At 65.7% G+C, this 24,652-nt stretch carries 21 protein-coding genes; 14 read left to right on the forward strand and 7 right to left on the reverse strand.

Annotated elements, in window-relative coordinates:
- Positions 1–154: 154 nt before the first annotated feature.
- The 3 genes from F9Z44_RS17435 to F9Z44_RS17445 form a co-directional block, all read right to left on the reverse strand.
- Positions 155–922: a PEP-CTERM sorting domain-containing protein gene (locus F9Z44_RS17435; RefSeq protein ID WP_159607979.1), complete on the reverse strand. Its 768-nt coding sequence runs from the start codon at positions 920–922 to the stop codon at positions 155–157.
- A gap of 200 nt (positions 923–1,122) precedes the next feature.
- The gene (locus F9Z44_RS17440) at positions 1,123–1,752 is read right to left on the reverse strand and encodes a response regulator (RefSeq protein WP_159607980.1); all 630 of its coding nucleotides are present in this window, start codon (positions 1,750–1,752) and stop codon (positions 1,123–1,125) included.
- Entirely contained in the window at positions 1,730–2,869 is a 1,140-nt protein-coding gene (locus F9Z44_RS17445; RefSeq protein WP_159607981.1) for a hybrid sensor histidine kinase/response regulator, read from the reverse strand. The genes F9Z44_RS17440 and F9Z44_RS17445 overlap by 23 nt, the downstream gene beginning before the upstream one ends.
- Before the next feature lie 181 nt (positions 2,870–3,050).
- Here F9Z44_RS17445 and F9Z44_RS17450 point away from each other — a divergent pair, with 181 nt between their 5' ends.
- The 7 genes from F9Z44_RS17450 (at position 3,051) to F9Z44_RS17480 (ending at position 9,250) form a co-directional block, all read left to right on the forward strand.
- Positions 3,051–3,494 carry a hypothetical protein gene (locus tag F9Z44_RS17450; protein ID WP_159607982.1) on the forward strand — a complete coding sequence of 148 codons (444 nt, stop codon included), beginning with the start codon at positions 3,051–3,053 and terminating at the stop codon, positions 3,492–3,494.
- Between the two features lie 68 nt (positions 3,495–3,562).
- Positions 3,563–3,925, forward strand: coding sequence for a response regulator (locus F9Z44_RS17455; protein WP_159607983.1), 363 nt, complete (start codon positions 3,563–3,565; stop codon positions 3,923–3,925).
- 36 nt (positions 3,926–3,961) lie between these two features.
- Positions 3,962–6,079, forward strand: coding sequence for a chemotaxis protein CheA (locus F9Z44_RS17460; RefSeq protein WP_159607984.1), 2,118 nt, complete (start codon positions 3,962–3,964; stop codon positions 6,077–6,079).
- Between the two features lie 64 nt (positions 6,080–6,143).
- Complete coding sequence (locus F9Z44_RS17465; protein WP_159607985.1) at positions 6,144–7,034, forward strand: CheR family methyltransferase; 891 nt, start codon at positions 6,144–6,146, stop codon at positions 7,032–7,034.
- Positions 7,021–7,680, forward strand: a complete 660-nt coding sequence (gene cheD, locus F9Z44_RS17470) for a chemoreceptor glutamine deamidase CheD (protein ID WP_159607986.1) — start codon at positions 7,021–7,023, stop codon at positions 7,678–7,680. Before F9Z44_RS17465 ends, cheD begins: the two co-directional genes overlap by 14 nt.
- A gap of 30 nt (positions 7,681–7,710) precedes the next feature.
- Positions 7,711–8,802, forward strand: a complete 1,092-nt coding sequence (locus tag F9Z44_RS17475; RefSeq protein WP_159607987.1) for a protein-glutamate methylesterase/protein-glutamine glutaminase — start codon at positions 7,711–7,713, stop codon at positions 8,800–8,802.
- 31 nt (positions 8,803–8,833) lie between these two features.
- Complete coding sequence (locus F9Z44_RS17480) at positions 8,834–9,250, forward strand: Hpt domain-containing protein (RefSeq protein ID WP_159607988.1); 417 nt, start codon at positions 8,834–8,836, stop codon at positions 9,248–9,250.
- A 26-nt stretch (positions 9,251–9,276) separates the two neighbouring features.
- Here the strand turns inward: F9Z44_RS17480 and F9Z44_RS17485 are convergent, their stop codons facing one another.
- Positions 9,277–9,978, reverse strand: coding sequence for a response regulator (locus F9Z44_RS17485; protein WP_159607989.1), 702 nt, complete (start codon positions 9,976–9,978; stop codon positions 9,277–9,279).
- A gap of 303 nt (positions 9,979–10,281) precedes the next feature.
- On the opposite strand from F9Z44_RS17485, the gene F9Z44_RS17490 reads away from it, so the two are divergent.
- Both F9Z44_RS17490 and F9Z44_RS17495 read left to right on the forward strand, forming a co-directional pair.
- Positions 10,282–10,788, forward strand: a complete 507-nt coding sequence (locus F9Z44_RS17490) for a hypothetical protein (RefSeq protein ID WP_236574174.1) — start codon at positions 10,282–10,284, stop codon at positions 10,786–10,788.
- On the forward strand, positions 10,785–13,043 hold the full coding sequence (locus F9Z44_RS17495) for an ATP-binding protein (protein WP_159607990.1): 2,259 nt from the start codon (positions 10,785–10,787) through the stop codon (positions 13,041–13,043). Before F9Z44_RS17490 ends, F9Z44_RS17495 begins: the two co-directional genes overlap by 4 nt.
- 50 nt (positions 13,044–13,093) lie before the next feature.
- Here F9Z44_RS17495 and F9Z44_RS17500 read toward each other — a convergent pair whose 3' ends face one another.
- Positions 13,094–15,400: an MHYT domain-containing protein gene (locus F9Z44_RS17500; protein ID WP_159607991.1), complete on the reverse strand. Its 2,307-nt coding sequence runs from the start codon at positions 15,398–15,400 to the stop codon at positions 13,094–13,096.
- A 285-nt stretch (positions 15,401–15,685) separates the two neighbouring features.
- Here F9Z44_RS17500 and F9Z44_RS23180 point away from each other — a divergent pair, with 285 nt between their 5' ends.
- Entirely contained in the window at positions 15,686–17,236 is a 1,551-nt protein-coding gene (locus F9Z44_RS23180) for a methyl-accepting chemotaxis protein (RefSeq protein WP_159607992.1), read from the forward strand.
- 150 nt (positions 17,237–17,386) lie between these two features.
- Here the strand turns inward: F9Z44_RS23180 and F9Z44_RS17510 are convergent, their stop codons facing one another.
- Positions 17,387–18,082 (reverse strand): hypothetical protein, encoded by a 696-nt coding sequence (locus tag F9Z44_RS17510; protein ID WP_159607993.1) that lies wholly within the window; start codon positions 18,080–18,082, stop codon positions 17,387–17,389.
- A 241-nt stretch (positions 18,083–18,323) separates the two neighbouring features.
- On the opposite strand from F9Z44_RS17510, the gene F9Z44_RS17515 reads away from it, so the two are divergent.
- From F9Z44_RS17515 to F9Z44_RS17530, 4 genes are all read left to right on the forward strand, one after another.
- Complete coding sequence (locus F9Z44_RS17515; RefSeq protein WP_159607994.1) at positions 18,324–19,727, forward strand: hypothetical protein; 1,404 nt, start codon at positions 18,324–18,326, stop codon at positions 19,725–19,727.
- Between the two features lie 197 nt (positions 19,728–19,924).
- Positions 19,925–21,505: a methyl-accepting chemotaxis protein gene (locus F9Z44_RS17520; protein ID WP_159607995.1), complete on the forward strand. Its 1,581-nt coding sequence runs from the start codon at positions 19,925–19,927 to the stop codon at positions 21,503–21,505.
- 149 nt (positions 21,506–21,654) lie between these two features.
- Positions 21,655–22,683: a sensor histidine kinase gene (locus tag F9Z44_RS17525; RefSeq protein ID WP_159607996.1), complete on the forward strand. Its 1,029-nt coding sequence runs from the start codon at positions 21,655–21,657 to the stop codon at positions 22,681–22,683.
- Positions 22,680–24,167, forward strand: coding sequence for a hybrid sensor histidine kinase/response regulator (locus tag F9Z44_RS17530; RefSeq protein ID WP_159607997.1), 1,488 nt, complete (start codon positions 22,680–22,682; stop codon positions 24,165–24,167). Before F9Z44_RS17525 ends, F9Z44_RS17530 begins: the two co-directional genes overlap by 4 nt.
- Positions 24,168–24,188: 21 nt before the next feature.
- Here the strand turns inward: F9Z44_RS17530 and F9Z44_RS17535 are convergent, their stop codons facing one another.
- Entirely contained in the window at positions 24,189–24,641 is a 453-nt protein-coding gene (locus F9Z44_RS17535) for a universal stress protein (protein ID WP_159607998.1), read from the reverse strand.
- Between the last annotated feature and the right edge of the window lie 11 nt (positions 24,642–24,652).

Consider the following 24,652-nt stretch of genomic DNA (forward strand, 5'->3'; position numbering starts at 1 on the left):
CCGCACGCTGCCCGGGCACAGCCCCCAACGCCCGGCACCTCCCAATGCCGCCATGAATCCAGTCATGCCTTGGCGTTTCCGCGCGAAGCGAAATCCATTTGAACCAAAAAAATGGCGGCCCTGGGGCCGCCATTTTTCGATCCAACCGACCGCCTCAGCGGTGGGTGCGTTGGCGACGGAATGCGCCCCACCCAAACAATGCGACACCCAGCAAGGCCAACGTGCCGGGTTCCGGAATTTCAGACAGTGCGGCGAGGGAGGGCGCTGCCGCAACAAGAACCAGATCGCCGTCGGGCTTCATGCCGAAATCATCGCTGGGCAACAGCGGGAGGGCAGCGACGTCCTCAAAGATGTCATTTTCAGGAGCGCCGCTGGCGATTTCCTCCGGTGCAAGAACCTGGGGGCCGACACCGCCGGGCAAAGACGGGGCGTCCGCATCACGGGCCAGCGACACGATCTCATCGGGGGCAATCGCCTCGACCAGCGGAACACCGGAGCCAGCCGGGTTGTTGCCGAGGCCGCCAGTGCCCGGACCAGCCACCACGAGCCCGCTGGCCGCAGGGATGCCGTCCAGGCGGATCAAGCCGGAGCCACCTTGCGCGGCGTCCAGGTTGCTGGACATCCCTGCCGCCACCACCCCGGCATACACATTCGCGACACCAGCGGCGTTTTCGTCGGCGACAGAGAGCAATCCTCCCAGGTCCAGATCTGAAACTGCGAGCCCGACGGATTCGCCCAGCGCTTCTGCACCCCAAACAACTTTCAGATCCAGCGTGACCTGCTTCACCAGCGCCTGGACGGTGGGAAACGCCTCGATCAACTTCAACGCCTGTGCCTTGATGGAAGGCACCGACAGCGCTGCGACCGACAAGGTCACAGCCGACAGGACCGCGCCCGAAGCTGCTTTGAAAAGAATGTTCACGTGAGATGTCCTCAAAGTCCAATTGAGGCCGCTCTGGAAATCAGAGGAAACCAACTGCAGACACGTAGCGCACGTTGCGTGCCAGCGAACTATTTCTTCTATGTACGAACCAGTTGCGAATTCAAGGCACTTTGAAACGGAAGAAACAACCGGTAAGTGTCAAGTTTTCCGACACTTACCGGGCCACCCGAGCCGGATATTCACACGATGCCGTTGCGGATCGCATACACCGTGAGTTCGGCGTTGTTGGCCAGGTGCAGCTTTTCCAGCACGCGGGCCCGGTACACGCTCACGGTCTTGGGGCTGAGCATGAGTTCTTCGGCGATGTCCGAGAGCTTCTTGCCCGACGCGATCTTCTGCAGGGTCTGCAATTCGCGCTCGGACAGGCTGGCGTGCAGCTCCTCGCTCTCGGGCGCGTGCAGGTTGTCCACCAGCATCTGCGCCACGTCGGCGGTCACGTATTTGCGGCCCTGCATCACGGTGCGGATGGCGGCCACCAGCTCGGCCGGTTCACCCGCCTTGTTGAGGTAGCCGCGCGCACCCGCGCGCAGGCAGCGGATGGCGTACTGGTCTTCCGGGTACATGGAGACCACCAGCGCCTTCACGGTGGAGCCCTCTTCCTTCAAGGCCGCCAGCACCTCCAGCCCACCGCGTCCGGGCATGTTGAGGTCGAGCACGAGCACGTCGCACTCGGTCTTGCGCATGGCTTCGCGCAGTTCGGGGTAGCTGCCGGCTTCGCCCACCACCTGGATGTCGGTGGCCTCCGAGATGGTGTCGCGGATGCCGCGTCTCACCACCGCGTGGTCGTCACACAAAATCACCTTGATCATGGGCTTCCTCTGTGGCTTTCGCCGCGTTGTCCGGGGTTTGGGGTGATGTCAGGGGCACCGACAGAATGACCGACGTGCCTTTGCTGGAAGAGCTCACGTCGAGCCAGCCGTCGACCTTGGCGGCGCGCTCGCGCAGGCCGAGAAGCCCGAACGACTTGGTCTTGCGCAAGGCCTCCGGGCCCATGCCCTGGCCGTTGTCGGTGACCTCCAGGGTCAACACGCCTTCGCCGTCGCTCAGATCGATCTCGACCGCAGTGGCCTTGGTGTGCTTGGCGATGTTGGTGAGGGCTTCCTGAGCGGTGCGGTACGCCACGAGTTGCACATCCATCGGGACATCGATCTGGTCGGACGATCGGCGGATGGTGACCCGCAGGCCGCTGCGGCGCTCGAAGCCGCCAGCCAGCCACTGCACCGCGGCCACCAGGCCCTGGTCGAGGATGGGCGGGCGCAGGTTCATCATGATGCGCTGGCTCGCACCCAGGGCGTGCTGGAGCATTTCCATGGCGGTGCTCACATGCTTGAGCACCTCGGGGGCGGTTTCACGCCGGCCCACCCAGGCCAGGTCGAGCTTCACAGCCGCCAGTGCACCGCCGATGTCGTCGTGGATCTCGCGCGCGATGTTGGCGCGCTCTTGTTCGATGCTGGTCTGCAGGTGCTCGGCCAGCTCGGCCAGGCGCTGGCGCGATTCGGCCAGCTCGGCGGCCGCGCGCGCTCGCTCGCGCCGTGTCTCGGAAACCTCGATCGCCCGCTCGATCACATGCGAGAGGCGGTGCATGCTGTCTTTGAGCAAATAGTCGCTCACGCCACGGTGCATGGCGTCCACCGCCGCCGTCTCGCCAATGGCGCCCGAGAGGATGACGAAGGGAATCTCGATGCCCAATTCGCGCACCACGTCCCAGGCGTCCATGCCGGTGAAGCCGGGCAGGTGGTAGTCGGCCAGCACCACGTCGAAACGCCCGCTGAGCAGTTCGCGCCTGAAGTCGTCCATGGTGTCGACCAGCACCACTTCGCTGGGCAGCTTGCTGCGCTGCAGGGCGAACTTCACCAGCGCATGGTCCACGCGCGAATCCTCCAGATGCAGGATGTGAACCGGTGGTTTATCGAGGTTCTCGGACATGCCTGGTGGAATGTTGCGGTGGTGTCGGAATCGGCCGGGGTTCTCCGGTGGCTGGCGACAGCGAAGGGACAACCCGGGAAATGGTGCTGAATTTGGGCGGTTATCTGCCGATACAGCTTCTTACAGACCTTGAAAATTGTACTGCCCCCCCTATTCCGTTCCGCCCTACCCGAGCAACAACATGGACCACCTGACGATGCAGCATCCCCCGCCGTGCGTCTCCCTGCCCGTGAATCTGGTGGCCAACCTCCAGGACTCGCTGCTCATGGCCGTGACCGACCTGCAGCGCCTGGAAGGCCTGCTCGACCACGCCACCGCCAATCTGATGGAGCGCTTTGGCACCGCCAACCAGGCCCTGGGCGCCTTGCCCGAAATGCGCCAGGGTGAACTGGGTCCGATCAGGAACAGCCTGCACCAGGCCGTGACCGAGCTGCAGTTCCACGACATGGCCACCCAGCTGATCGTTCACACCGGCAAGGTGCTGCAGAGCTGCGCCTGGCGCCTGGCCGAAGAAGCCATGGAGCCCGAAGAGGGCGAGATACCGCTGGGGCTGGACCCGATGCCCGAGCGCCCCAGCCCGGTGACCCAAAGCGAGATGGACGCCGGCTCCATCGACCTGTTCTGATTTTCCCGAATCCCCGATTCAAGACCCTTCGGTATCTGCCGATATTTGACCGAAACACGGAGTAAGCCATGCGATCCATTCTTGCCGTCGACGACTCGGCTTCCATGCGAAAAATGGTGTCGTTCACCCTCACTGGAGCGGGCTACCACGTGGTCGAAGCGGTGGATGGTCAGGACGCCTTCGAGAAAGCCCAGACCCACAGCATCGATCTGGTGCTCACCGACCAGAACATGCCTGTCATGGACGGACTGAGCCTCACGCGCAAGCTGCGCGAGCACCCCAAATTCAAGACCACGCCCATCCTGATCCTGACCACCGAGTCCAGCGACCAGATGAAGCAGGCCGGCCGCAGCGCGGGCGCCACAGGCTGGTTGGTCAAGCCCTTCGATCCCAGCCGGTTGATCGAAGTGATTCAAAAAGTCATCCGATAAACGCGCGCCGCTCTCAAGCAGCCAAGGAGATCCCACATGGGTGAAATGATGAACGAAGGCCAGAGCCTGGCCAACGACATTGACCTGAGCCAGTTCTACCAAATCTTCTTTGAAGAGGCGGGTGAAAACCTGGACCAGATGGAGCAGATGCTGCTCGCGCTGGACGTGGAGAAGGCCGACGACGAGGAGCTCAACGCGATCTTCCGCTGCGCCCACTCCATCAAGGGGGGCGCTGCCACCTTCGGCTTTGCCGACGTGGCCGAACTCACGCACCAGATGGAGTCGCTGCTGGACAAGCTGCGCCGCCACGAACTCAACCCGACCGCCGCCATGGTGGACGTGTTGCTCGAATCCAGTGACGCGCTGCGCCTGCAGCTCGCCCACCACCAGGGCCGCGGCAACGACACACCTGTCACCAGCAGCCTGGTGGCCCGCATCTATGCGCTGGCCAACGGCGAAGAGACCGAAGCAGCGGCGCCCGCTCCGGTGCTGGTCGCACCCGTGGTGGTGGAAGCACCCGCTCCCGCCCCGGCCCGCGTGATCAACAAGCCGGTGGCCAAGGCCACCCGCGAACTCGAAATCCACATCGGCCCGCTGGATAACGTGGCACAAGCCGACGGTGTGGCCGAGCTCTTCCGCGACATCCCCGGCCTGGGCACCATCGAGCCCCTGCCCTGCGACCAGGCCGACAAGCGCGTTTACCGCGCCACCACCACCTCGTCCGACGCCGACCTGATGGACCTCTTCACCTTCCATGTGAGCAAGGAAGAGATTCGCATCATTGACTGCGCGGCGCCCGCCGACGACGCAGCGGTGCACGCCGTGCCGGTCTTGGCCGACGGTCAGGACTTCGGCTTCTTCGACGGCGCACCCGGCGTGCCCGCCCATGCGGCCGTGGCCTCAACTTCGGCAGTGACCACCGCCACGGACAACACCGCCAAGCCCGCTGCCCCCAAGCCCGAGGTCCGCGCCGCCGCACCGGCTGCGATGGAGTCGAGCACGCTGCGCGTCTCGGTGAGCAAGGTGGACCAGCTCATCAACCTGGTGGGCGAACTCGTCATCACCCAGGCCATGCTGGCGCAGAAAAGCCGCGAGCTCGACGACGGCGCCAACCAGCCGCTGCTGGCCGGCCTGGCCGACCTCGACCGCAACACCCGCGACCTGCAGGAAGCGGTGATGTCGATCCGCATGATCCCGATGTCGGTGGTGTTCAACCGCTTCCCGCGCATGCTGCGCGACCTCGCCAGCAAGCTGGGCAAGAAGGTCGAGCTGGTCACGCAGGGCGAATCGACCGAACTCGACAAGGGCCTGGTGGAGAAGATCACCGATCCGCTGACCCACCTGATCCGCAACAGCTGCGACCACGGCATTGAAATGCCGGAAGACCGCCGAGCCAAGGGCAAGAGCGAGCACGGCACGATCACCCTGTCGGCCACGCACGAAGGCGGCTCGATCCTGATCGAGGTGCGCGACGACGGCAAGGGCCTCTCGCGCGAGAAGCTGCTGACCAAGGCGCGCGAAAAGGGCATCGATGCACCCGACTCGCTCACCGACACCGAGGTCTGGAACCTGATCTTCGCGCCCGGCTTCTCCACCGCAGAGGAAGTGACCGACGTGTCCGGCCGTGGCGTGGGCATGGACGTGGTCAAGAAAAACATCACCGCGCTCAACGGCACGGTGGAAATCGATTCGGCCGAAGGCTACGGCATGCGCGTCTCGGTGCGCCTGCCCCTGACACTGGCCATCATGGACGGCATGTCGGTGCGCGTGAGCGACGAGGTCTACATCCTGCCCCTGTCCAGCGTGATCGAATCGTTCCAGATCAAGCCCACCGACATCAACACCCTCGCGCAAGGCGCGCAGGTGGTCAAGGTGCGCGACGAATACATGCCGGTGATCGAACTTGAGCGCGTCTTTGACGTGCCGCGCTTCGAGCACAACGGCGCCAGCCCGATCATGGTCGTGGTGGAGGCCGACGGCCAGCGCGTGGCGCTGATGGTCGACGAGCTGCTCGGCCAGCAACAGGTGGTGATCAAGAACCTGGAGTCGAACTACCGGCGCGTGCCCAATGTGTCGGGCGCCACCATCCTGGGCGACGGCAAGGTCGCACTGATCCTGGACACCTCCAGCCTGGTGCGCCGCTCAAGACACTGAGCGGCTCCCGTTCTCTTCCAAGCGCGCCCTGCGCGCTCCCGCCCACCACTGGCCAGGACTCCCGATGCTGCACCCGACCACCACCCCACAACGCGCCGCGCGCCCGGTGCCTCCGCCACGCGCGGCGGCCTCCGAAGACGGCCCGCTGGCCGAGGGGCGTGAGTTCGTCTGGTCCGACGCCGACTTCTCGCGCATCAAGGCGCTGATCTACAAGAAGGCCGGCATCAGCCTGCACGACGGCAAGCACGCCATGGTCTACAGCCGCGTCTCGCGCCGCCTGCGCGAAACCGGCCACGACAGCTTCAAGACCTACCTCGACTGGCTCGAACACCACGACGGTGCGGAGTGGCAGGAGTTCATCAACGCGCTGACCACCAACCTCACGGCGTTCTTCCGCGAGCAGCACCACTTCGAGATCCTGGCGCAGATGTTTGCGGCCAAACGCTCGCACAACTGGCGCATCTGGTGCTCGGCGGCTTCCACCGGCGAAGAGCCCTATTCGATCGCCATGACGGCCCAGGAGAACCTCGGCACCAGTGGTTCGTACGAAATCGTCAACAGCGACATCGACACCAAGGTGCTGGCCACCGCGCAGCGCGGTGTCTACAAGGCCGACGGCTCCAAGGGCCTGAGCCCCGAGCGCATGCAGCGCTTCTTCATGCGCGGCAAAGGCAGCAACGAAGGCTTCATGCGCGTGAAACCCGAGCTGCAGAAAAGCCTGAGTTTCCAGACCGTCAACCTGATCCAGGACCTGCCGTTTCGCGAACCCTTCGACGTGGTGTTCTGCCGCAACGTGATGATCTATTTCGACGCCGCCACGCAGCGCGCCGTGCTGGAGCGCATCCACCGCGTGATGAAGCCCGGCGGCATGCTGTTTGTGGGACACGCCGAGAACTTCAGCGACGCACGCAATCTGTTCGCGCTGCGTGGAAAGACGGTGTATGAGCGCCTCTGACGCCATCCTCGTCGCGCGCGCGGCGCCCGCGCGCTCCAACCTGGACGCCCTCAAGGCGCGCAAGGGCAAGCCCGGCGAGGCCAGTTTTTTCTACCACGACCACCACTTCCACCAGGACGCAGTGAAGGTGCTGCCCGGCGAGTACTTCGTGACCGACGACGACATGATGGTGATGACGGTGCTGGGCTCCTGCATCGCCGCCTGCATCTACGACCCGCGCGTGCGGGTTGGCGGCATGAACCATTTCATGCTGCCCGATGGCGGCAATGACGCGGGTGGGCGCTACGGCTCCTACGCCATGGAACTGCTCATCAACGAAATGATGAAACTCGGCGCCCGGCGCGAGACCATGCAGGCCAAGGTGTTTGGCGGCGGGCAGGTGATGCACACCTTCACCACCATGAACGTCGGCGAGCGCAACACGCAGTTCGTGCTGGACTATTTGCAGACCGAACGCATCGCCGTCATCTCCAAGGACGTGCTGGACATCCACCCGCGCAAGGTCTGCTACTTCCCGGCCACCGGCAAGGCCATGGTCAAGCGGCTGGCCCATTCGCACCCCGAGACACTGGAAACGCAGGAACGCAAGAGCAGCGCGTCCGTGGTCGCCAAGGCGATCACCGGCGGCTCGGTCGACCTGTTCTGAACGAATCGACAAGAAGACAAGGAGAGGACCATGGCAAAAATCAAAGTGGTCGTGGTGGACGATTCCGCACTGGTGCGCAGCCTGCTCACCGAAATCATCAACCGCCAGGCCGACATGACCTGCGTGGGCGCAGCGGCCGATCCGCTGGTGGCGCGCGAGATGATCCGCGAGACCAACCCCGACGTGATCACGCTGGACGTGGAGATGCCGCGCATGGACGGGCTGGAGTTCCTCTCCCGCCTGATGCGACTGAGGCCCATGCCGGTGGTGATGGTCTCCACACTGACCGAGCAAGGCGCCGAATCCACCATGCGCGCACTCGAACTGGGCGCGGTGGACTTCGTGGCCAAGCCACGTATCGGCGTGAGCAGTGGCCTGCAGGAGCTGGCCGGTGACATCGTGGACAAGATCCGCGTGGCGGCTTCGGCCCACGTCAAGCGTTTGCCGGCGGCGCCGGCCGCTGCGGCCGCGCCCCAGGTCAGCGGCACCACCGAGCAGCCGCGCGCCGCGCTCCCGCGCGTGTCCACCGAAAAGATCATCTGCATCGGCGCCTCCACCGGCGGCACCGAAGCCATCCGCGAGGTGCTCATGCCCATGCCGGCCGACGCACCTGCGATCGTGATCACGCAACACATGCCGCCGGGCTTCACCACCAGCTTTGCCAACCGGCTCAACACGCTGTGCCGCATCCGCGTGCAGGAAGCCCAGCACGGCCAGCGCATCCTGCCCGGCCACGCCTACATCGCACCGGGTGGCCACCACCTGCGCATCGACCGCAGCGGCTCCAACTACGTGGCCGTGGTGGAAGACACCGAACCCGTCAACCGCCACCGCCCTTCGGTGGAGGTGCTGTTCAAGTCGGCCGCGCGCGTGCTCGGCCCCAACGCGCTGGGCATCATGCTCACCGGCATGGGCGCCGACGGCGCGCAGGCCATGCGCGAGATGAAGGACGCCGGCAGCTACAACTACGTGCAGGACGAGGCCAGCTGCGTTGTCTTCGGCATGCCGCGCATGGCCATCCAGTGCGGTGCGGCGCACGAGGTGCTGCCGCTCTCGCAGATCGCGCCCGCCGTGCTGACCCGCCTGGCCAGCGCACCGGCGGGCGTGCGCCACCGCATCTGACGACCCGGGCCATGCCCGACGCGAGGCCTGCATGAACCCCACCACCCTTCGCCCTTCATCCGCCGAGGCCGACACGTGGCCCGAGCTGCCCGACATCGACACGGCCGCGGCTCGGCAGTGCTGCGGCGACAGCCTCGAACTCTTCAAGCGACTGCTGGGGTTGCTGCAGAAGAACTACGGCGGCTGGAGCGAGCAATGGCTCCTGGCCACCAGCACCGGCCATGCGTCGGACAAGGCCGCCTTGTGCGCCAGCCTGCACAAACTGCGCGGCAGCGCCGGCCTGATGGGGGCGTACCGCCTCGCCCTGGTGGCGGGCCAGGTTGAGCAATCCCTCAAGGAAGACCAGGAGCAGCCTCAGGCAGCGGTGCAGCGCGTGGGCGATGTGCTGCACAGCTTGCTGGTCCAGATCGGCGCGTGGCAAGCGTCTGTGCAGGCAAGCGGCGGCTGAGCCCCGCAGGCGCGCAACGGCCCCGCCTATGCCTCCAGCAACGCCCCCTCCATCACAAGCGACAGCTGCAGACTGACCTCGCGCAGGGAGGTGAGGCAGGTGTCCTCCAGCGAGGGCGTCTCGCCCGGACGGATCCGCAACAGGTTCGCACAGTGCTTGAGGCCCAGCATGGCGCAACTGCCCTGCATGCGCTGGATTTCCGCCATGTGCGGCGCCGCAGTCGCCCCTGCTTCATCGAGCAGGTCTGCACAGACAGACACATCGGATTGCAGCTTGCGCATCAGGCGAGCCACCTCGAACTTGGTGATGCCGAGCCGGCGAGCCACCTGGGCGACCGGCTCCACCAAACCGGCCTGGCTCTCGCGCAGCACGCGTTCAAGCGTTCGGGTGGTCACCGCGAAAGAGTACGGCTTGACGATGAAGCCAACCGCGCCGGCCTGGACCGCGCAGGTCACCGACTCCCGGTCCGCCGACGAGGAAATCATCACGAACGGAGTGGGCGCCAGCAAGCGATCGCCTTTCACACGCTGCAGCAGCCCCACGCCATCGAGGTGCGGCATGGCCAGATCACAGCAACACAGCGATGGGCGCAACCCCTCCCGCAGCAGGGACCACGCCTCTTCACCGTCCGAAGCTTGAACAATCTCGGTGACGCCCGCCATGCGATCGACCAACGACACGAGCGGGAATCGGGAGATTTCGTCGTCATCCACGATGAGGATTTTCATGGGCCACCTGCCTTGTGTGAGAGCGGGTCGCGATTCGTTCGACCTGCGTCTGAATGTTCAATGTTCACCGCCTTGCAATTGCATGTTCTGCAGGGTTCAAAGTGTTATCGACCACAAGCCAGTGGTCTTTACCCTTGCATTCACGGCGGTTGTACCGCCTGTCTCTTGCTCGCCGACCAGGCCATACGGGCTCAAGTTGCAGTCCAGATGGCCGATACGAAATTGAATCAAGTTCCACCCTGCGGACCGGGCGCCAGCGCATCGGATCCATCCACTTCCCCATCCCATTCAACAAGAACTCCCATGAACACACGTCGCCTCTTCACCGTGCTGCTGGCCCTGGTCGCAGCCACCCCCCTGACATTCGCCCAGGGCCTGAGCGCTCCCCAGGGCAAGACCATCCTCAGCGTGAGCGGCAAGATCGGCGTGAAGAACAAGGGTGACATCGCCGTGTTCGACATGGCCATGATCGAAGCCCTGCCGCAGCACAGCTTCACCACCCGCACGCCGTGGTACGACAAGCCGGTGAAGTTCACCGGCCCGCTGCTGGCCGACGTGCTGGCCGCCGTGAAGGCCAGCGGCACCACGTTGAGCGCGGTGGCGATCAACGACTACAAGATCAACATCCCGATGCAGGACGTGAGCCAGCACGGCATCCTCATGGCCCGTCTGATGGACGACAAGCCGATCCCCGTGCGCAGCAAGGGCCCGCTGTTCGTGGTCTACCCGTTCGACAACGCCGCCGAGCTGCGAAATTCCGTCTATTACGAACGCTCGATCTGGCAGCTCAAGGCACTGGACCTGCAATGAACGCCCAGCCCACTGGCCTGAGTGGATGGCGGGTCGTCCACTGGGTGGCGGCCATAGGCGCTGCGCTGCTCGTTACCCTCACGCCGCTGAGCTACATCCAGTGGAAACAGTTCAACCTGATGCAGGACGTGGCGATCAACCAGATCGACTCGATCATGTGGCAGGCCTACCAGCTTGAGCGCGAACTCAGCCACCTCGCTTACGCGGTGCACGCGTCGGTCGATCCCGCATCCACCGTGAGCGGAGACGACCTGGTGGAGCGCTACGAGGTGTTCGTCAGCCGCATCTCGCTGGTGACCGACATGCCGCGCAGCGACCTGCTCAACACCACGAAGGCCTACCTGGACGCGATGCGCCAGGTCAATGAATTCGTCGCACAGGCCGACCCGGTGTTTGAAGATCCCAAGGGCAAGCTGGCCCAGCGCGACCTGCGCCTGGCGCTGATCCGGTCCATCGAACAGCTCGAACCCGCACTGGGCGACCTCACACGTGAAGCCAACCGCGCCACCGCGCGCTTCGTGGACGAACGCAACGACCAGCTGCGCGACCAGGGCCGGCTGGTGATCGGCCTGGCCGGCGTGCAGGCCGCTGTGCTGCTGCTGTTCGTGGTTTTGCTGGTGCGCCACCTGCGCCGCCAGGTGACGCAGTACGAAAGACTGCAGCACATCACCCGCGAACTGGGCGTGGCCAAGGACCAGGCCGATGCCGCCAACCACGGCAAGAGCGTGTTCCTGGCCAACATGAGCCACGAAATCCGTACGCCGTTCCAGGGGGTGCTGGGCATGCTCAACCTGCTCGACGAGACGCAGCTCTCGGGCCAGCAGCGCGACTACGTGCAGACCGCGCGCGACTCGGCGCAACACCTGCTGGGCGTGCTCAACGACATCCTGGATGTCTCGACCATGGAGTCGGGCACCCTGAGCCTGGCACCCGAGCCGGTGCGCCTGCGCACACTGGTGCAAGAGGTGGAGGGCCTGATGCGCGCCGCCGCTCGCGAAAAAGGCGTGTCGCTGGAAGTCGACGCCGCGCCCGACCTGCCCGAATGGGTGATGGCCGACCCGACGCGGGTGCGCCAGATCCTCTTCAACTTGCTGGGCAATGCGGTCAAGTTCACCCACGAAGGCAGCATCACGGCCAGCGTGCGGCCCCTGGCCGACACGCCCGGCGGCATCTGCATCACCGTGCAGGACACCGGCATGGGCATGGACGCCGCCACGGTGGCGCAGCTGTTCACCCGCTTCTACCAGGCCGACAACTCGGTGCGCCGGCGCATTGGTGGCAGCGGGCTGGGCCTGGAGATCTCGCGCAACCTGGCCCGCATGATGGGCGGCAGCATCGATGTCAGCAGCGAGCCCGCGCGCGGTTCGCTGTTCACCGTGAAGCTGGTCCTGCCCACGACCGAAGCCCCCGCACAGGCGGCGCGTTCACCCGAACAGACTGGACAGAAACGCAAGCTGCGGGTGCTGGTGGCCGAAGACCACCCGATCAACCTCAAGTACATGCACATCCTGCTCGATCGCATGGGCCACGAGGCGGTGTTCTGCGAAAACGGCCAGGAAGCCCTGCAGTTGCTCGAACTCCAGCGCTTCGACGTGGTGCTGCTCGATTTCCACATGCCCGTGCTCGACGGCCTGGCCACCACGGCGGCAATCCGCGCCCTCGATGGCACGAACAAGGACATCAAGATCGTGCTGGTGACAGCCGACGTGGTGAACGACACGCGCAAGCGCGCGCTCGACGTGGGTGTCAACGAGTTCGCCAGCAAACCCCTGCAGGCGCAGGACCTGCAACGCGCACTGGAACACTGCGGCCTGCTCGACGGCTCCACCGTGCTGGTGGGCGATGAAGCCCCTGTAGCGCCCGCGCCGGTGATGCCTGAACAGCAGGACATCCGCTCCAGCGCAGCCGGCCTGATCGACTCCGAGTCCTACACCGAGATCGTCTCGATGATGCCCGCCGACACCATGGACGAGTTGCTGCGCACCCTGTTCGAGCCGCCCGAAGGCAGCGTGCACGTGCTGCTGGCGGCACTGGCCTCGGGCCAGGCTGCACAAATTGGCTACGACGCGCACAAGCTCAAGGGGACGGCCATGCTGCTGGGTTTCCGGGCGCTGGTGCGCATCTCGGGCCAGATCGAGCAACTGGCCAAGCAGGAAGGCGCCACGTTCGCACCCGAACTGAGCACGCAGTTGCGGGCCGACATGGAACGCACGCAGCAAGCCCTGCGCCAGTTTCAGACGGTGTCACCGGCCTGAGATCGGCCCGGGCTGTGCGCAGCCTGGGCTGACCGGGGTTTTGAGCCCGGTCAGCACACGGCCTCGGGCACGGCCTTCGCAAGGTCCAGCACGCGGGCGATCTCGGCGAGCAACACGGGCAGTTTCGAGGACTTGGTGACAAAGCCGTTCATGCCCGAAGCACTGGCGGCCGCCATGTCCTGCGCCAGCGCGCTGGCGGTCAGCGCAATGATGGGCACAGGCAGGCGGTGTTCGGCCTTCTCCTGGGCCCGGATGCGCCGGCTGGCCTCCAGGCCGTCGACCTCGGGCATCTGCATGTCCATCAGCACCACATCAAAACGCTCGTCGGCCGCGGCACGGACGGCCTCGGCACCGCCGCCAACGCAGGTCACGTGGTGCGCCTTGCCCAGCAGCAGGCGCAGCACCTCCATGTTGAGCAGCACGTCGTCGGCAATCAGGATGTTGAGCCTCGGCAAGGCCACCGCTCCCGCCGCTGGCAGGTCGGCCTGCACCTCGATCGAGGCCACGGGCAAGGGCAGCCACACGGTGAAGGTGCTGCCCTGGTGCAACGCGCTCACCACGTCGATCGTGCCGCCCATGAGCTCGACCAGCTTCTTGCAGATGGTCGTGCCCAGGCCGGTGCCACCAAAGCGCCGTGTGGTGGACGAATCGACCTGGCTGAACGGCTCGAAGATCTGGTCAAGGTACGTCGCGGGCATGCCCACGCCGGTGTCGCCGACCTCGAACACCAGGCCACCGCGCTCCGCACGGATGTCCAGGCTCACTCGACCGACCGGGGTGAACTTGATGGCGTTGTCCAGCAGGTTGCCCAGCACCTGGCGGATGCGAAAACCGTCTCCCTCGTAGCACGGCGCCACCCCGGGCTGCTGCGCCACCTGCAGCTCGATGCCCCTGGAGCGCGCCGAGGCCCCGTACACCAGGGCGAGCTCGCTGACCAGGGCGTCCACACTGAACGGGCAAATCTCGAACTCCACCAGGCCCTTGTCGAGCTTGGCGGTGTCCAGGATTTCGTTGAGCAGACGCAGCAGTGAGCGGGCGGAGTCTTCGACGACCTTCAACTGTTCTCGCTGCTCGGTCTGCAGCGGGCCGGCCAGCAACACGCTGATGAAGCCCAGGATGGCGTTCATGGGCGTGCGCACCTCGTGGCTCATGTTGGCCAGAAAGCTGCCGCGTGCCTCGGCGATCTTCTCGGCCTGCAGCTTGGCCAGCTGCAGGTCGGCAATGGCCTTGCGATCCGAGATGTCCTGCGCCAGCTTGGACGCGCCCATGATGCGACCGGCTTCGTCGCGGATGGGCGAGATCGTCACCGACAGGTGGACCTCGCTTCCGTCCTTGCGCAGGCGGACGGCTTCGGCGTTGGGCACCGATTCACCGGCCAGCACGCGACGCAGCAAGTCTTTTTCGGTGTGCACGTCTTCGGGCTTGAACAGGCGGGTGATGGGCTGCCCCACCATCTCGTCGGCGCTGTAGCCGAAGATGTCGGTGGCGCCCTGGTTCCAGGTCAGCACCACACCCTCGGTGGTCTTGGTGACGATCGCGTCGTGCGAACTGGCCACCGCGGATTGCATGTAGCGCAGCTGGGCGGTCAGGGCGCGCAGACGGATCACCATGGACAGCAGCACGACCAGCAGCGAGATCGCGGCCACCGTGACCGCGATGCCGGTCATCAGCCAGGGCGAGCCGGCCTGTGACGCATCGCCGGGTGAAGGCGTGCCGGCGAAGTGAACAGCGGCCATGCCGCAGTAGTGCATGGCCGAGACCGACAAACCCATGAGCACACCCGAGACCGCATGGCGCCAGGCTTGCGGGAGCCCGGGCCGCCAACGCTGCAGTGCCTGGCGCACCCAGAGTGCAAACACGGCCAGCAGCACCGCCACCACCACCGACACCGCCACCAGGAGCGGGTCGAAGTGCAGGCCATCCATGCCTTCCAGGGCCAGCATGCCGGTGTAGTGCATGGCGCCCACGCCCAGGCCGAACAAGCCACCGCCGAGCCAGAGCGTGGCGTTGCTCTGCCGCTTGAGCATCAGCAACCACAACGCCAGCGACGAGGCCAGCACGCTGGGCAGCATGGACAGCACGGTGAAGTCCAGCCGGTAGCCTGCTGCCCGGCACAGGTCCAGAGCGAGCATGCCCACGAAGTGCATGGCCCACACGCCCGAGCCCAGCGCCAGGCCGCCGGCCAGCACCATGCCCAGGGCGGGCACGCCACGAAACCGGTCTGCCTGCGAGGACACCACCATGGCGGCCACGCCCGCGAGCACCGCCAGCCCCACCGACAACACCACCAACGCGGGATCGTAGTGCCCCAGCAACAACAGAGAGGCATCGCCCGGGGGCTGGATCAGGTTGGTCATGAGCAGAAAACAGACGGGAAATACCTGTATTTCGGCCCCCGCCGCCAGGGGCTTGAGGAACAAGTTCACGACCCCGTGCGTTCGCCGCACAACATATAAATGGCGCCAGGCCATCAAGTTGGCGCCTGGTGGGTCGAAACCTCTGGTAACCGGGGTTACCGCAGGATCTGGGCCGTGAAATCCTGTTTTGTCGGGGTTTTGCGGGTTTACGACGGCAGGATGATCTGGCCAGGCACCCGAAGTGCCGCCCGGGGGCAACCCTGGTAGCCCTACCAAGGAACCCCCATGTCCAATCGCATGACGCTCGCCAAACGCCTGTTTCTCGTCAACGCCACGATGATCGGCCTGCTGATCATCGTGACCCTCACGGTCTGGTTCATGATGGACAAGGTCATGGCCGCGGCCGACCGCATCAGCAAGACCAACGTGCCACAGCTGGAGCTGATCGCCGAGCTGGAACTCAACGTCACCCGAACCTCGCTGCAGGTGCGCCACGCCATCCTCTCGCGCAATCCGCAGGAACTGCAGACCACGCTGGACGACATCGGTGCCAAGAAGAAGTTTCTGTTTGAAAAACTCGACGCGTTCGGCAAAGGCATGATCGATGAGGAAGGGAGCAAGGCGTTTGCCCCGCTGCCCGGACTGATGGACGAGTTCTGGAAACAAGGCACGGCCAACGTGGCCTTGATCCAGGAAGGCAAGAAGGAGGAAGCCTTTGCTTTCCTGGTGGACAAGACGATCCCCGCCCGCAATGCACTGCTGTTGCCCCTGGCCCAGGAGAAAAAGCGCCAGGGCGAACGGCTGCATTTCCGTGTGGAAGAGGTGAAGGAGTTCTCCGAGCTGGACCGCGATGTGGTCATTGGCGCGGTGCTGATCGTGGCCCTGGCGATGGCGGGCATGACCTGGTACCTGAACCGGGTCACTCAGCAGCTCGGCGCCGACCCCGACCAGCTCAAGCGCGTGGCCGATGCCGTGGCGCAAGGCGACCTGAGCGTGACGATCGAACTGAAGCCGGGCGACACGACCAGCACGATGTCCGCCCTGCACACCATGACGCAGCGGCTGGCCCAGTCGGTGAGCCGGGTGCGCGTGGGGGCAGAAGGCGTGTCCAACGCCAGTTCGGAAATCGCATCGGGCAACTCCGACCTGTCGGGCCGCACCGAGAGCCAGGCCAGCGCGCTGGAGCAAACCTCGGCTTCCATGGAAGAACTGGGCTCCACCGTGCGGCAGAACGCCGACAACGCCCGCACCGCCAACCAGCTGGCGCAGTCGGCATCCAACCTGGCCACCCAGGGCGGCGACGTGGTGGGTCAGGTCGTCACGACCATGAAGGACATCAACGACAGCAGCCAGAAGATCGCCGAGATCATCGGCGTGATCGACGGTATCGCGTTCCAGACCAACATCCTCGCGCTCAATGCGGCGGTGGAAGCGGCGCGCGCCGGCGAACAGGGCCGCGGCTTTGCCGTGGTGGCGGGTGAGGTGCGCAACCTCGCACAGCGCAGCGCCGAGGCGGCCAAACAGATCAAGGGACTGATCTCCACCAGCGCCGAGCGCGTGGGCCAGGGCACCGCCCTGGTGGACCGCGCCGGTGTGACCATGAACGAGGTGGTGGCCGCGATCCGTCGCGTCACGTCCATCATGGAAGAGATCAGCAACGCCAGCGCCGAGCAGAGCGCCGGTGTCGGTCAGGTGGGCGAAGCCATCACCCAGATGGACCAGGCCACGCAGCAAAACGCGGCACTGGTGGAACAGATGGCAGCGGCCGCCACAGGCCTGAGCACGCAGGCGGCCGATCTGGTGAGCGCAGTGGCAGTGTTCAAGCTGCGGGGGTGAGGGGGGGGAACACCCCCACGCTCCGCCGCTGCGCGGGTCGCTGCCCCCCGAGGGGGCTGATTCGCCTTGGGGCGGCCCGGCGGCGAAACTGTTGCCCCCACGCTCCCCCGCTGCGCGGGTCGCTGCCCCCCGAGGGGGCTTCCTCAACCCTTAGACTTTTTCGCTCAGCAGCGTGCCCACTTCCAGTGGGGCAAGGCTGCTTTGACCATGCTCGTCGTAGGCAATCACCTCACCACCGGGCACCTCGGGCGCGGCCTCAGCCGCGGCGTCTTCGGCAGCCTGCGGCGTCAACGGCCAAGGCATGTTGTCGGCCGTGGCCTGCTCGGGAGATGCGGCGGCCTTGGTGCCGGGCAACAGCCGGCGTGACAGGGTGGAGGCGGCCACGGCCGAGAGGTCGGGCGCGGTGTCGCTCTGGTTGCCAGGCAGCGCCTCGCCCCTGGAATCGACGCCCAATGCCTGGTCAACCACCGCGGCGCTGGCCGCCCACATGTTGGAAAACACTTCCTGCAGCCGCTCCATGGCCTTCTTGTGGCTCGCCTTGTCGGTTTCGGCCTTCTTGAGTGCCTGCTCCGCGCGCTGCGCGGCGGCTTCCTGGCGCGCCTGCACGGCGGCCTGGCTTTGAGGATCGGTCGCAGCCGGCCGGGGCAGCAGGGGCGCGGCAGGGCTGGCCTCGTCATCGGCCTTGACCGGGGACCGACGGGCCTCACGCCGGGCCTGCACATCGGTCTGCAACTCTTGCCCGACCGACTGCACCGGCTTGACCGCCGGCGTGGCCACCACCGGCGCCACGGCAGCGGACGGCGGTGTTGGCCAGGACACGGGACTGGACGTGGAGATGTTGATCATGGCGGACCTCTCAAGTGGCCACCAGGCGCAAACATGCCCGGTGTTCTTGGCTCTCTATCGGCGCCCTTGAGGCTGACTTGAGCCCTCTTTCCGGAATTTTTCAGACCACATCCACCCCACCGAGCGCCTGCGAACCATGCCGGGGGCGGTCTCTGGGCGTCCCTGGGCTCGATCGCCGGGTAGCGGCACCCATGCCGCGTTGAAGTGACTCAGTGGTGTCATCAACCGCCTGAAAGCACCCATGAAACGTTCCAGCGATACCGTCCCGACCACACCCCCATCGAACCGCCGCGCACTGCTCCTGCACCACGTTCCCGCCCTGCTGGCGGACCCCGACGTGGCCGCCTTTCTGGACGGTCATGGGGCCGAACAGATCGACCACCGCCACCTGGAGCGCAGGTTCGTGCTGGCGAACGAACCCGCCTTGCTGCTGGAGCTCATCCGGGTCACCCGCAGCGACTTCGTGAAGCTCGACTGCGCGCTCGACGGCATGGCCGACCCGCATTCACTGCCCGACGGACTCCTGGAGTACGTGGTGCAGCACCTCCCCGAAGTGCCGTGGGTCACCTCGCTCATGGTCGCCAGCGCGGACCTGACCGCGCCGGCCTGCGCCAGGCTCCAGGCCCTGCTGCAGGCCCCGGGCTGCACGCTCACCCGCCTGTCGTTCGCCAACTGCCACTTCGCCGACCCGCAAGTGCGCTTTCCCACCCACGCACCCACGGTCCAGGAGATGGGCTGGGTCAATATTTACGACGCTCCCCCTGCCGCCCTGGAGATGTCCCAGTTCCTGCCCGCCGCCACGACCTGGACCGGGCTGGAAGTCCTGCGGCTGATGAGCCTGGGCGCGCCCATCAATTTCGGGGCGGTGACACAGGTGCTCCTGGCCAACCAGCGCATCCGGAGCATGTTCCTGGCATCGGACGAAGTCCCCGCGCCCGACGAGCACCCCGCGCCGGATCCGCAGACCGACCCTGCCCTGCTGTTCAATGCGCTCAAACAGGACCGCACCGGAGTGACCCAGCTGACCTTGCGGCTGGCGAACGAGGAACACGCAGACTTCGATGACCAGTGCCTGCAGCTCGTCGCCGACTGCCTGGCCACCAACACCACCCTCCAGGCGCTGGACATCCCGGGCATCCAGATGTGCTCGGGCGCCGCCTTGCAGCAATTCACCGACGACCTGTGGAACAACCACACGGTCACCGCACTCGCGCCGCTGGACGTGTTCAACATGCGCGCGCCGGCACCGATCCGGCGCAACCAGGCGCAGCATTTCAGGTTCACGGCGGAGTTCATCCTGGGCTCGGCAGAAGCGTTCATGCGGCTCATGGGCACGCCCCGGGAGCTCGGCACGCTGGTGGGGACCCACCTTGCGCCCACCCCCGTGGAGCGCGTCTATTGCGGCCCCGTCATGGCCCTGCTGTGCAAGGCCACCCATGCCAGCGGCGTCCAGTTGCGCAGCGCATGCCTGCGCGAAGCCCTCAAGCAGCACATCCGGAGCAACGATTCAGAGCGTTGCCGGGCGCTGATCAACACCATGGTTCACACCCGGCTTGACCTGTTGCCCCCAGACAAGGCGGAGGTGGTGGCACTGGCCAGGGCCCGCGGGCGCCTGAACCTCCTGCCTCCCGGCTACGCGGGCTGAGTTCATCGCGCCAGCCCGGCGCATGGCAATGGCAAGACCGCCGGGTCACCGACCGCAAGGGGCGGTACTGGACCGGTATTGCCGCCAATATCAGCCCTTTAGATCTTGTGGGTATTGCCGATACTGGGTGTGTACGGTTCCTGAAACATGCAACTGCATTGAAGGGGCCACACCCTCAACGTATCTGCGAGATCCCCATGCGCACCAACCTGCCCGTCACCCACCAGGAGTTCGTCATTCCCGAGGGGGTGACCCTTGTGTCGACAACCGACCTGCAGAGCCGCATCACTTACTGCAACCCCGCCTTCGTGGCGGTCAGCGGCTTTGACCGCGAGGAACTCATCGGGCAGCCGCACAACCTGGTGCGCCACCCCGACATGCCCGCCGAGGCCTTCCGCGACATGTGGGCCACGCTGGCCAGTGGCTCGCCGTGGTCGGCGCTGGTGAAGAACCGGCGCAAGAACGGCGACCACTACTGGGTGGTGGCCAACGCCACCCCGGTGATGGAAAACGGCCAGGCGGTGGGCTACATGTCGGTGCGCACCCGCCCCTCGCGCGAGCAGGTGCAGGAGGCCGAGGCGCTCTACGCCCGCATGCGCAGCGAGCACGCGGCGGGCAACGCCAGCATGGCGCTGCACCATGGCCGCGTGGTGCGCACCGGCCTGGCAGGCCGGCTGCAGCGCATGGCCCAGCTCACGCTGGGCAAGCGCATCGGCATCTCGTCGGTGGGGCTGGCGGCGGCCGGCCTGGTGATTGGCGAATACGCCGCCGCGCACGGCACCGGTGTGCACGTGGCCGCGGGTGCGGTGTTGTTGGTGATCGCCGCGCTCGCCGCGCTGAGCCTGCGCAGCCAGATCCTGCGTCCGCTCGCGCAATCGGTGGCCTTTGCCAACCAGATGGCCGCGGGCGACCTCTCGGCGCGTTTCAAGGGCGCCAGCGGCGGCGAGTTCGGTGAACTCGCCCGCGCGCTCAACCAGCTCAACGTGAATCTGCAGGCGGTGGTGTCCGACGTGCGCCACGAGGTTGAAGGCGTGCAGGTGGCGTCCAACGAGATCGCCGCCGGCAACTCGGACCTGTCCTCGCGCACCGAATCGCAGGCCAGCAGCCTGGAGGAAACCGCCGCCTCCATGGAGCAGCTCACCAGCACCGTGCAGCAAAGCGCCAACTCCTCACGCGAGGCCTCGGTGCTGTCGCAGCGCTCGGCCACCGTGGCGCGCGAAGGCAACGAAGCCATGAGCCAGGTCGTCACCACCATGGACGACATCAGCAAATCATCACGCCGCATCGGCGAGATCATCGGCGTGATCGACGGCATCGCCTTCCAGACCAACATCCTGGCGCTGAACGCTGCGGTGGAAGCCGCCCGCGCGGGTGAACAGGGTCGCGGTTTCGCCGTGGTCGCCGGCGAGGTGCGCAACCTGGCCCAGCGCACGCTGAGCGCGGCCAAGGAAATCAAGGTGCTGATCGACGAGTCGGCCGCCAAGGTGTCGCACGGCAGCCAGCTGGTGCACAGCGCCGGGCAGACCATGGCCAATGTGGTGGGCTCGGTGGAGCAGGTCAATGGCCTGATCGCCGAGATCACCGGCGCCACGCACGAGCAGTCGATGGGCCTGGCGCAGATCAACCAGGCGGTGGGCCAACTCGACTCGGTGACCCAGCAGAACTCGGCCATGGTCGAAGAGCTCTCGGCCGCCGCGAGTTCGCTGCAGGCGCAGGCCCGGGTGATGAACGACGCCGTGAAGATCTTCCGGCTCGACAACCGCAAGCAGGCGGTCTGAAAATTTGTTCGTACTTCGGTGCATGAACCCCGGCCACGTGGACTGCGTCACAACCTTCATGCGCTCTCCAGCGTACACTGACCCGTACCGAAAATAACGATGAGGAACCCCTCGCTGGCAGAGGTGCCTCGGACCAGAAAAGGCAACAGATGACGGCCCTTCGTATCGCGCTGGGGGAGTACCTCGGGCAGGCATTCAACCGCATCCCCGTGGCCATGATCGTGGTCAACAAGGAAGGCACCATCGTCCGCCTCAACGAGCTGGCGGAAACCACCTTTGGCTACGCCAGCGAAGAATTGATCGGTCAAAAGGTGGAGGTGCTGCTGCCCCCTCGCTACCGCCACAAACACCCCGGCTACCGCAGCGGCTTCCTGGCCGAGCCAAGTGCCCGGCCCATGGGCGCGGGCCGGGACCTCAGCGGGCTGCGCAAGGACGGCAGCGAATTCCCGGTGGAGATCGGCATCAACCCGGTGGAGACCGGTGAAGGGCCAATGATCCTGTCGGTGATCCTGGACTTGAGCGAGCGCAAGCTCAGCGAGAAACGCATCCAGGACGCGTTGCAGCAGAAAGAACTGCTGCTCAAGGAAGTGCACCACCGTGTGAAGAACAACCTGCAGGTGGTCCACAGCCTGCTGGACCTGCAGGCCCTCAAGATCAGCGACTCCGACATGGTCGATCTGCTGCGCGACAGCCAGAACCGCATCCGCTCCATGTCGCTGATTCACCAGACGCTCTACCAGTCGCAAGACTTTGCCCACGTCGACTTCCAGCGCTTCCTGGGCGAGCTGCTGCCCAGGCTCACCGAGTCCTACGGCGCGCGTTCGCGGCAGGTGCGCATCGACATCCGATCCACCGATGTGAAGCTGCCGATCAACGACGCCATTCCTTGCGGCCTGATCGTCAACGAACTGGTGAGCAACGCGCTCAAGCACGGCTTCCCCGAGGACCGCCGGGGCACGGTGCTGGTGGAGATCGGCCAGGACGCGGATCAGGTGGTCGAGCTCGCCATCAGCGACGACGGCCAGGGCATCCCGCATGACATGGACCTGGGCAAATCCGAATCGCTCGGCTTGCAACTGGTCAACCTGCTCACCCGCCAGCTGCACGGACAGCTGGAAGTCCGACGCAGCGACCCCACCCGTTTCACCCTGCGCTTTCGCATGGGCGACAAGACATGAATTCTTCCGCCCACATCCTGATCGTCGAAGACGAAAGCATCGTCGCGTTCAACCTGCAGCAGCGGCTCTCCCACATGGGCTACCACGTGCCCGACGTGGCGGTCTCTGGCAGCGAGACCTTCGAGCTGCTGTCGCAGTCGTGTCCGGACCTGATCCTGATGGACATCCACATCGAAGGCGCCATGGATGGCATCGATGTGGCTGCGCGCATCCATGAAACGAACCCGGTACCGGTGATCTACCTCACCGCGTATTCGGAAGATTCCACACTGGAGCGCGCGCGCAAGACGCGGCCCTACGGCTACCTGATCAAGCCGTTCTCCGAGCGCGAACTGCACGCCACCATCCAGATGGCGCTGGAGCGCCACGCAGTGGAAAAGGCCCTGGCCGAAAACCAGCAACTGCTGCAGCAGGCGCTGGACGCCGCCAGCATGGGCACGGTGGAGATCAACACCGCCACCGGCGACCTGCGGCTCTCGCCTCGCTCGGCGAGCCTGATGGGCAAACCGGTTGATCGCGCGCTCTCGCTCAACGAATTCCTGTCCATCGTGGACGATGCCGACCGGCCGGGCATCGCGGTGCAGATGGAGGAGCGTGGCGTGCCGATGCAGAAGTTCAGCGAAGAATTCCGGGTGCTGCCAGCGGGTCAGGATGTGCGCTGGATCAAGATCGACGCCAGCCCGTTGACCGACAACCGCGTGAGCGGGATCGTGCAGGACATCACCGAGCGCAAGACCGCCGAGCTGCGCCTGCGCAAGCTCAACGAGGGCCTGGAGCACCTGGTGAACGAACGCACCGGCGAGCTGAGCCAGAGCTTGCGCGAGCTGGAAGCCTTCACCTACTCCGCGGCCCACGACCTGCGCTCCCCCATCCGCGCCATTGCCGGACTCAGCGAGGTGGTGCGGGAGGAATTCGCCGAGGGCCTGGGCGACAAAGGCACGCGGCTGCTGCAGACCATGGGCTCATCGGCCCTGCGCATGGGCGACCTGATCGATGCCTTGCTGGAGATGTCGCGCCTGTCGCGCTCGACCATGAACCTGGCCGAGGTCGACCTCAGCCAGATGGCCAGCGAGCAGATGGCCGCCTTGATGGAGGCCGAACCGGGGCGACTGGCCCAGGTGAAGATTGCTCCCGGGTTGAGGGCACTGGCCGACCCGGTGCTGGTGCGTTGCGTGCTCGACAACCTGCTGCGCAACGCCTGGAAGTTCAGCTCCAAGAAGGAAACGACCACCATCGAGGTGGGCTGCTTCGCGCAGGACGGTTGCCCGGTGTTCTTCGTGCGCGACGAGGGCTGCGGCTTCGACATGAAGTTCGCCGACCGCCTGTTCGATCCGTTCAACCGGCTGCACAGCCACAGCCAGTACAGCGGCTCGGGCATTGGCCTGAGCATCGTCAAGCGCATCATTTCGCGCCACGGCGGGCGCATCTGGACCCACTCGGTTCCAGGCGAAGGCTCCACCTTCCTGTTCACCCTGCAGGCCTGACGACCGGCGGGCCTGCCCGGCTCAGGTCAGGTCGGGCGCCTCCAGGGGGGCTGGCCGCACGATGGTGACCGGCACCGCGCAATGCTGCACCATGTGCTGCGCCACCGAACCCAGACCACGCTCGCTTTCACCACCACCGTGGGCGCTCATGATCACCGCGTCGCATTCGTGGCTCTCGACCAGCTCGGCCAGCGTGTGGGCCGGGTCGCCACTGGCCACCACCGCCTCCACCAGCTGGCTGGCCGACGTCAGCAGCGCCACCGCGGGGCGGACCAGATCGTGGCCGGCTGCATCACTCACCTGGTGCAGCACGTCGGGATCGTGTGCCACCACCAGTTCGTAGAGGTTGGGGGCTTCCTGCACATTGGCCACCACGAAGCGGGCTTTCAGGCCCGAGCTGACCAGGCGCATCGCATGGTAGGCGGCATGCATGGACTGGGCAGAGCCATCGACGGGAATGAGGTACTTGATCATGGCAACTTTCG

Source organism: Hydrogenophaga sp. PBL-H3, from assembly GCF_010104355.1.
In the GTDB taxonomy this organism is placed as follows: Bacteria; Pseudomonadota; Gammaproteobacteria; order Burkholderiales; family Burkholderiaceae_C; genus Hydrogenophaga.